The organism is Achromobacter maghribensis (assembly GCF_057334215.1).
In genome coordinates, this window is record NZ_JBHFII010000027.1 from 17,332 (window position 1) to 25,778 (window position 8,447).

At 65.9% G+C, this 8,447-nt stretch carries 10 protein-coding genes; 5 read left to right on the plus strand and 5 right to left on the minus strand.

What is annotated here, in order from left to right:
• Positions 1-26: 26 nt before the first annotated feature.
• Entirely contained in the window at positions 27-1,130 is a 1,104-nt protein-coding gene (locus ACE039_RS12030) for a porin (protein WP_485822465.1), read from the plus strand.
• A gap of 93 nt (positions 1,131-1,223) precedes the next feature.
• Positions 1,224-2,096 (plus strand): cytochrome c oxidase assembly protein, encoded by an 873-nt coding sequence (locus ACE039_RS12035; RefSeq protein ID WP_105555345.1) that lies wholly within the window; start codon positions 1,224-1,226, stop codon positions 2,094-2,096.
• A gap of 18 nt (positions 2,097-2,114) precedes the next feature.
• Here the strand turns inward: ACE039_RS12035 and galU are convergent, their stop codons facing one another.
• The gene (gene galU / locus ACE039_RS12040; RefSeq protein ID WP_485822466.1) at positions 2,115-2,966 is read right to left on the minus strand and encodes a UTP--glucose-1-phosphate uridylyltransferase GalU; all 852 of its coding nucleotides are present in this window, start codon (positions 2,964-2,966) and stop codon (positions 2,115-2,117) included.
• Between the two features lie 57 nt (positions 2,967-3,023).
• Between galU and ACE039_RS12045 the strand changes: the two genes are divergently transcribed.
• Positions 3,024-4,547: a M48 family metalloprotease gene (locus tag ACE039_RS12045; RefSeq protein WP_485822467.1), complete on the plus strand. Its 1,524-nt coding sequence runs from the start codon at positions 3,024-3,026 to the stop codon at positions 4,545-4,547.
• Between the two features lie 43 nt (positions 4,548-4,590).
• Here the strand turns inward: ACE039_RS12045 and ACE039_RS12050 are convergent, their stop codons facing one another.
• The 4 genes from ACE039_RS12050 to ACE039_RS12065 all read right to left on the minus strand — a co-directional run bounded on the left by ACE039_RS12050 (position 4,591) and on the right by ACE039_RS12065 (position 7,382).
• Complete coding sequence (locus ACE039_RS12050) at positions 4,591-5,691, minus strand: YheT family hydrolase (protein WP_485822468.1); 1,101 nt, start codon at positions 5,689-5,691, stop codon at positions 4,591-4,593.
• 17 nt (positions 5,692-5,708) lie between these two features.
• Positions 5,709-6,131: a YybH family protein gene (locus ACE039_RS12055; protein ID WP_105555342.1), complete on the minus strand. Its 423-nt coding sequence runs from the start codon at positions 6,129-6,131 to the stop codon at positions 5,709-5,711.
• 34 nt (positions 6,132-6,165) lie between these two features.
• Entirely contained in the window at positions 6,166-6,384 is a 219-nt protein-coding gene (locus ACE039_RS12060) for a zinc-finger domain-containing protein (RefSeq protein WP_310034625.1), read from the minus strand.
• Between the two features lie 77 nt (positions 6,385-6,461).
• The gene (locus tag ACE039_RS12065; protein WP_105555340.1) at positions 6,462-7,382 is read right to left on the minus strand and encodes a branched-chain amino acid transaminase; all 921 of its coding nucleotides are present in this window, start codon (positions 7,380-7,382) and stop codon (positions 6,462-6,464) included.
• Positions 7,383-7,576: 194 nt separating this feature from the next.
• Between ACE039_RS12065 and ACE039_RS12070 the strand changes: the two genes are divergently transcribed.
• Together ACE039_RS12070 and ACE039_RS12075 are read left to right on the plus strand one after the other, a co-directional pair.
• Positions 7,577-8,308, plus strand: coding sequence for an AzlC family ABC transporter permease (locus ACE039_RS12070; RefSeq protein WP_199196717.1), 732 nt, complete (start codon positions 7,577-7,579; stop codon positions 8,306-8,308).
• Positions 8,305-8,447, plus strand: a 143-nt coding sequence (locus tag ACE039_RS12075; protein ID WP_485822497.1) for an AzlD domain-containing protein, incomplete at its 3' end; no start/stop codon positions are given. The genes ACE039_RS12070 and ACE039_RS12075, both read left to right, overlap by 4 nt.

Below are 8,447 nucleotides of genomic sequence, written 5' to 3' on the forward strand. Positions count from 1 at the left end.
CCCCCCCCCGCCATCGGGAGATCGCAATGAGATTCGCATTCTGTGCCGCGGCGGTGGCGGGCGGTTTGGGCGCGCCGCTGACGGCGCCGGCCGCCGAAGCGGGCGTTGGCGTGCACATGTACGGCATCGTGGATGCCGGCGTGGCCGTGACAAGCGTGTCGGGCCAAGGCAGCCAAAGCGGCGCGCTCAACGGCGGCATGACGGATTCCCTATGGGGACTGCAGGGCGGCGAGAACCTTGGGGCGGGCTGGCGCAGCCGCTTCCAGCTGGAAAGCGGGTTTGACCCTTTGAACGGCAACGCCGCGGATGATGGCCGCCTGTTCAACTACGCGGCGTGGGTCGGCATTGGCCACGACAGCGTGGGTGAATTGCGGCTGGGGCGCCAGCACACGATCGGCCAGACCTACGGCAGCGCATTGGAAATCGCCTCGTGGAAGGACATGGGCATGGGCGCCACCTTCAAGGCGTCCGACAACTTCCAATTGAGCAATATGGTCAATGTCACTTCGGCTGTCTGGAACGGCCTGCAGGCGGGCGTCGGGTATTCATTCGATGCCGGTGGCCAGGGCGCATTCCGCACCGGCCAGAACCCGCGCGCGCTCAGTCTGGGCGTGAAAGCCGAAAATGGCCCCTTGCTGGCCGTGGCCACGTGGGACCAACTGCGGCTGGCCCATGCGCCCGACGGCAGCGCCGGCCGGCCCCGGGCGGTGCAATTGGGGGCCTCTTACGATTTCGAGGCGGTCAAGGTGTCGTTGGCGTGGTCACGCCAGAAAAACGGTTATGCGGGGTTGGACGGGGGCGATCCCGACAGCCTGGGGCTGGGCCTGGGTCCCGCGCCGTTTGCGCGGGGCGGCACGGTCGACGCGTGGCTCGCGGGTGTCAGCGTGCCCGTCGGCCCGGGCGCGGTCCTGGTGCAATGGTCGCTGGCGCGGCCGGACTGGCATTGGGATAACGGCATGACGGCGCGCAAGGCGCAGCTGGTGACGTTGGGTTATACCTATGGGTTGTCCGCGCGCACGACGCTATACGGCTTCGCCGGCTACGCATCGAACTACACGCTGGACAACCAGTTCGACCCGGCCAATTCCCACACCACGCGTGTCGGAGCGGGCGTCTCGCACCATTTCTGATCCCACCGGGGCATCGGAGCAAGGGCTGGCGCGGTCTACTACAATCGGCGGGATGGCGCATGGCGCCGGCCCGTCTTCCCCGATGTCTTCCGGATGGCCCGCATGGATAGTCTTGAATGGCTCATACCCTGGGAGTTCTCTCCCACGCTGGTCGCCTCCTTCGTGGTGGCGATCGTGCTGTTCGTGCGCGGCCAGCGGGTCCACCATGTGACGGGCGCGCGACGCGTCTTCTTCTGGGCGGGCCTGGTGCTGCTGTACCTGTCGATGCATACGCGGGTGGACTATTACGCCGAGCGCATGTTCTTCATCCACCGCATCCAGCATCTGGTGCTGCATCACCTGGGGCCGCTGCTGGTGATGGCGGCTTTCCCGGGGCAGGTCATGCGGGCCGGGCTGCCGATGACCTGGCGCGTCCGCCTGCGGGATTTCCTGCGCACGGGCACGGGCCGGGCCACGGTCGCGGTGCTGACCAACAAGATCTTCGTGCCGGCGTTGTTCGTCTTCCTGGTGCTGGTCTGGCTGATCCCGTCGGTGCAGTTCTATTCCATGCTGGATTGGCGCCTGTATCGGCTGATGAACTGGTCGGTCGTGATCAGCGGCTTCATGTACTGGAACCTGATCCTTGACCGCCGCCCCGCGCCGCCCGCGGCCATGACGCCGGGCGGCCGGGTCATCTCACCCGTGCTGACGATGTTGCCGCAAATGGTGGCGGGCGCCGTCATCGCTTTCACTGAAAGCGATATCTATCCCTTGTTCGAGCTGTGCGGTCGCGCCATCGCGATGTCCGCCCAGACCGACCAGACCATCGGCGGCCTGACCATGTGGATACCGGCGGCGCTGGTCGAGGTGATCGGCCTGATGGTGGCGCTGGGAACCTTGATGCGCTTGTCCGCCAGGGGGCGCTTGCGCAAAGCCGACCGGGACGCCCGCGCACGGGCCAAGGCCCGCGAGGCGGCGTCCGCCTAGCGCGGACCCGCCGCAGGGTTATTCCGGCAGCAAACCGTGGTACTTCTTGCCCAGCGCCACGGTGGCCTGGAACATGCCTGCCTTGTTGCCGCAGTCGTAGCGCACGCCGTCGAAGCGGTGCGCGAACACGGCGCGCTCGCGCATCATCGAGGCAATGCCGTCGGTCAGCTGGATTTCGTTGCCGGCGCCCATCTTGGTGGAACGCAGGTGATCGAAGATGGCGGCTTCCAGCACGTAACGGCCCACCACGGCCAGGGTGGACGGCGCGGCGTCGGGTTCGGGCTTTTCAACAATATGCGTGACGCGCTCGGTGCGGGCGTCCAGCCGCGTGTCGCCCTCGCGCGTGGCCACGATGCCGTACTTGCGGGTGTCGGCGCGCGGCACATCTTGCACGCCCAGCACGCTGGCGTTCTGCGCGATGGCGATGTCCACCAATTGCTTCATGGCGGGCGTGGCGGCGTCGATCAGGTCATCGGCCAGCAGCACGGCGAAGGGCTCGTCGCCCACGGCCGGCGCGGCCGACAGCACGGCGTGGCCCAGGCCCAGCGGAGCCGATTGCCGGATGTAGAGGCAATTCACGTGCGCAGGTAGAATGCCCCGCACCATTGCCAGCAGCTCGTGCTTGCCTTTGCTTTCAAGGTCGGATTCAAGCTCGGGCGCGGAGTCGAAGTGGTCTTCGATGGCGCGCTTGTTGCGGCCGGTCACAAAAATAAGGTCGGTGATGCCGGCGGCCACGGCCTCTTCAACGGCATATTGAATCAACGGCTTATCGACCACGGGCAGCATTTCCTTGGGCATCGCCTTGGTGGCGGGCAGGAAGCGGGTGCCCATGCCGGCGACAGGGAAAACGGCTTTACGGACGGGACGCATTGAGACCTCGTTTGGGGTATCGGTGAAACATTTTAAGCTCATCGCTATCATAGGCTTATGAACCGCAGGAAAATGCCATCCATTTGCTCTATTGCGAAACGGGGCGCGATTGCCGGACTATGCGCCGCCTTGCTCGCCCCCTCCATCCCCGTCGCCGCCTGGGCGCAGCCGGTAGGCCTGCCCACGATGGGCGCCGCGTCGGCGGCCGATCTTTCGCCCATGCTGGAACGTAGCCTGGGCGAAGCCATCATGTCGCAAGGCCGGCGCGATCCGACGTATGTCGACGATCCTGAACTCAGCCAGTACCTGACCACCATGGGCCGCAAGCTGGCGGCCTTTGCGCCCGGCGCAGTGCCGGAAGTGGAAATGTTCGGCGTGCGCGACCCTGAAATCAATGCGTTCGCCATGCCCGGCGGCTTTATCGGCATCAATACCGGCCTGATCGTCTCGTCGGGCAGCGAATCCGAACTGGCCGCGGTGGTGGCGCACGAAATCGGCCACGTCGTGCAGCGCCACATTGCGCGCGGCATGACGCAACAAAGCCAGAACGGCATGCTGATGCTGGCCAGCCTGGCCGGCGCGCTGTTGGCGGCCCTGGCGGGCGGCGGCGGCAACCTGGCGATGGGCGTGGCGGCTTTCGGCCAGGCCGCGGCGATCAATCGCCAACTGGGTTTTTCCCGCGACGCGGAACGCGAAGCCGACCGTGCCGGCTTCCAGATGCTGACCAAGGCCGGCTACGACGCCGAAGGCATGTCGCAAATGTTCTCGCGCCTGATGAACGCCTCGCGCCTGAACGAAGGCGCGGGCGGCGGGTCATGGGCCAGCACCCACCCGTTGTCCATCGAGCGCATGTCCGATGTGCAGAACCGCGTGCGCTCGACGCCGCCGTCGCGTCATGTGGACTCTGATGACTTCTGGTACGTGCGCGCCAAGATGCGCGTGGTGCAGGGGCGCGACGCCGTCAGCCTGCGCTCGGCTGGCCAGCAATTGCAGGACGAGGCCCAGGCCCTGTCCGGTGTGCGTCAGTCCGCCGCGTATTACGGGCTGGCCTTGCAGGCTTTTCAGCGCAATAACCTGACCGAAGCCGATCGCTTGTGGAATCTGGCCACGGCGGGGGGGCGCAATTCCGCGCAGCTGGCCAAGCTAAGCGTGGATATCGCCCTGGCCCGCAAGGAATATCGGCGCGCGCTTGAACTGGCGCAGGCGGGCACCAAACGCTGGCCCGACCAGCGGGCGCTGGGCATCGCCTATGCGCAGGCGCTGCAAAGCAACGGCCGCCATGCCGACGCGCAGGATTATCTGCGCGCCAAGATCAAGCAGTGGGGCAGCGACGAGCCCGGCCTCTATCAGATGCTGGCGCAAAGCGAGGAACGCAACGGCAAACCGGTGCAGGCGCGGCGCGACCTGGCGCGCTTCTACCTCATGACCGGCGCCTTCGCGGCGGCGGAATCGCAGCTACAGCAGGCGCGTGGCCTGTCCACCGATTTCTACGAGCAGTCGCAGATCGACGTGCAAATCAAGGAAGTAAAGGACAAGCTTGCCGAAGAGCGGCAGTTGCTGGAGCGCTTCAAGTCGGGCTGACGCGGCAGACGCGGCGCCCCGGGGCGGCTTCCCTGAGGGCGTCCTACAGACCGGTTTCGAAAAACCGGCCCAGGCGCTGGGGCAGCCAGTTCAGGTGCGCCGGGAAAGCGCCGGTGGGAAAGCCGGCATGCCCGCCGTCGCTGGGCTGGTGTAGCAAGATGACGGGCGCGCACTCTTCCGGCTTGGGCAGCGACGACGCCGGGATGAATGGGTCGTTGCGCGCGTTGAGCACCAGCGTCGGCACCGAGATCTTTGGCAGCCAGGGCTTGCTGGACGCGCGCGTCCAATAATCCAGGGCATTGCGAAAGCCATGCATCGGCGCGGTATAGGTGTCGTCGAACTCACGCAGGTCGTGCGCGTGCGCAATGCGCATCACGTCGATGGCGCCGGGAAAGCGGTGCGCCTTCTCCAGCACTTTATGCTTGAGCGTTTTCAGGAAATGGGCCGAGTAGACGCGCCGGTTGAACACACCGGTGGATAGCGTCTTGCCGCAGGCGACCAGATCCAGCGGCACGGAAACCCCCGCTGCGGCCGTCAGCCAGCCGGTGTCTTCCTGGTGCTCGCCCAGATACTTGAGCAGCGCGTTGCCACCCAGCGATACGCCGACGGCATGCCAGCGCGCATGAGGGATGCGGCTGCGCACCGTTTCCAGCAGGAAGCCCACTTCAGCGGAATCGCCCGAATAATAGGCGCGCGCCAGGCGGTTCGGCACGCCCGAGCAACCGCGGAAGTGCGCAATCACGACGATCCAGCCACGCGCGCGGAAATAGTGCGCGACGGATTGGGCGTAGCGGCTGTTGCTGCCGCCTTCCAGCCCGTGGAACAGGATTAGCGCGGGCGTGTCGGGCGTTTGCGGCAGCGATTTCCAATCCGCGTCCGTCATCCACCGCGCCGCGGCGGTCTTGCCATTGGCAACCGGGCCTTGTCCGCTGACGGGCGCGCCGTCGGCGGCCTTGTGCGGGAACAGGCCCGGGCCGGTCCAGTCGAAGTCCACGAAATCGGTGTCCGGCGTCTCCACCCGGTCGCGCACGAACGCGATCCGGTGGTATTGCGCGAATACCGACGCGTAAACCGTCTGGGCATCGCCTCCGGGCAACCAGGAGGGAACGGGGCAGGGGGACGTATCTAGACGAGCAGCGGCCAACTAAAAATCCACCCGATTCAATGCAGCATGTCGGGTACGTCGTGCAAATCGAGCACCCCGGCTTCCGTGGGCGCCGACGACGAATGGTGCATGACCATGCGCCAGCCGGTGGGACCCTTGTGGTAAATGTTCGTGGCGTAGCAGTTTGCGAACTGCGTGCCTTCCCGCGTGCGCACCGCCACCTGTTCCACCAGTACGTGCACCGCGCACATCATGCTCAGCATGACCAGCGGGCGCAGCGGGCGGACGTGGAGGGGGCCGTTGGCCAGCACCTGCTGCCAGGACTCGTGCACCGCCGAGTGGCCGACGATGCGCAGCCCGCCCGGGTGGATGCAGACGACTTCCTCGTCGTCGGCCCACACCTGCATCAGGCGGACGGCGTCCCCCTGTTCCAGGGCTTCGTAGAACGCGTGTTCGGCTTCTTCAGGTGTGGCAAACATGGCTGCGTGTGACGGGTGGCGTTGTGCGGCGGGCTTAGTGGTGGCCGTGCAGCACGGTACCGGCTTTCAGGCGGTACTCGGCGCCGCAGTAGGCGCACTTGGCGGAGCCGGAGCGGGCCACGTCCAGGAACACGCGGGGGTGCATGCTCCAGAGCGGCGCTTTCGGGCCGGGACAGAACACGGGCAGGTCTTCGGCGCCGACCTCAATGACTTCGTGAGCGTGGGGGACGGCGGCCGGGGCAGCAGCGGTCATGGATCTTCCTGAAAAAAAACCGATAAACGGCAGGTTGGGGCAATGATGCGGTCAAGTCGGAGACTCGGCCGCGTGAATCAGACTTTACTCAGCCAGTGATGGTACTTCGGGATGCGGCCATTCACCATGTCAAAAAATGCTTTCTGCAACTTCTCGGTAACCGGGCCGCGGCTGCCGCCGCCGATCTGGCGGTTGTCGACCTCGCGGATCGGTGTGACTTCCGCCGCGGTGCCGGTGAAGAAAGCCTCGTCGGCGATATAGACGTCGTCCCGCGTCAGGCGCTTGGTGACCACGCGCAAGCCGAAGTCGGCCGCCAACGCATGGATCGTCGACCGCGTGATGCCGGTCAGGGCGGACGCGATTTCCGGTTCGCAAAGCACGCCGTCCTTGACGATGAACAGGTTCTCGCCGGAACCCTCGGCCACGAAACCCTCGGTATCCAGCAGCAGGGCCTCGTCGTAGCCATCTTGCAAGGCTTCGGTGTTGGCCAGGATGGAATTGGCATAGGTGGTGGCGACCTTGGCGCGCGGCATCGTGACGTTCACGTGCTGGCGGGCGAACGACGACACCTTGACTCGGATGCCCTGGGACAGGGCCTCTTCGCCCAGGTAGGCGCCCCACGGCCAGGCGGCGATGGCCACGTGCACGCGGGCGCCCTTGGGCGACACGCCCATTTTTTCCGGACCGTAGAAGACCAGCGGCCGCAGGTAGCCGGATTCCAGCTGGTTTTCACGCACGACCATCCGCTGCGCGTCGTTGATCGTGTCGCGATCGAACGGCATGGGGATCTGGTAGATGTGCGCCGAATTGAAAAGGCGGTTGGTGTGGTCTTCCAGGCGAAAAATGGCGGTGCCGATCTCGGACTTGTAGGCGCGCACGCCTTCGAAGACGGACAGGCCGTAGTGCAGGGAATGCGTCAGGACGTGCGTGGTCGCGTCTCGCCATGGGACGAGCTTGCCGTCATACCAGATGAAACCGTCGCGGTCAGCCATCGACATGGTCTTCTCCACACAGGGCGCCAGGCCTGGCGCCGCGCGTCAGGCCCCAAGCGGTCAAGAAACTCGGGGCGCCTATTGTATCAAGCGGCGAGGTTACAATACCGGCCTGTCCGCGCACCGGCGTGGTGCCATTTGGCCCGCGCAACCCGTTAGAGTTCCCATGTCGTCCTGTCCGAATCGCCAGGGGCCAGCCGTTGTCCTCTGAATCCGCGCTTCCCGAAATCCGCCAGGAACGCCTGGCCGCATTCCGCGCCGGCATCCATGCCATCGTCCCGGCTCTCATCGCCACGGCGACCTGGGGCCTGGTGACCGGGGTGGCCATGGTGAAGTCCGGCCTGACCGAGACCATGGCGCTGGCCATGACCCTGCTGCTTTACGCGGGGTCCGCCCAATTGACGTCGCTGCCGCTGATCGCCACCGGCGCGCCGCTGTGGCTGATTTTCGCCGCCGGCTGCGTCGTGAACCTGCGTTTCATCATCTTTGGCGCCGCGCTCCATCCTTACTTCCGGCACCTGTCCTGGCCCAAGCGGCTGGGGCTGGGCTATTTCACGACCGACATGGGCTTCGTGCTGTTCATGCCGCGCTATGGCGATTCGGCCGAGCGCGGCACGCGCGAACAACTGTGGTTCTTCCTGGGCACGATCGTGCCGGGCTGGCTGGTCTGGCAGTCGTCCTCGATCATCGGCATCTATCTGGGGACGATGGTGCCCACGAACTGGTCGCTGGATTTTGCCGCGGTGCTGGCGCTGCTGGCGATCACGGTGCCGCTGGCCAGTTCCAAGCCGATGCTCGTGTCCATGCTGGCGGCTGGCGTGGTCGCCTGGGTCGGCCAGGTGCTGCCGCTGCGGCTGGGCCTGGCGGCGGCCGTCATCGCCGGCGTGGTGGCGGGCATGTGGGCCGAACGTTTCTTCAAGGCGCGACCATGACCCTCTGGCCTTCCGAGCTCTACGTCTATTCCGCCATCCTGCTGTTGGCCTTGTGCAGCGTGCTCACGCGTGCCGGTTTCATGCTGTTCGGGGATTACATCCCCCTTCCGGATGGCGTGGGGCGCGCGCTGCGCTATGC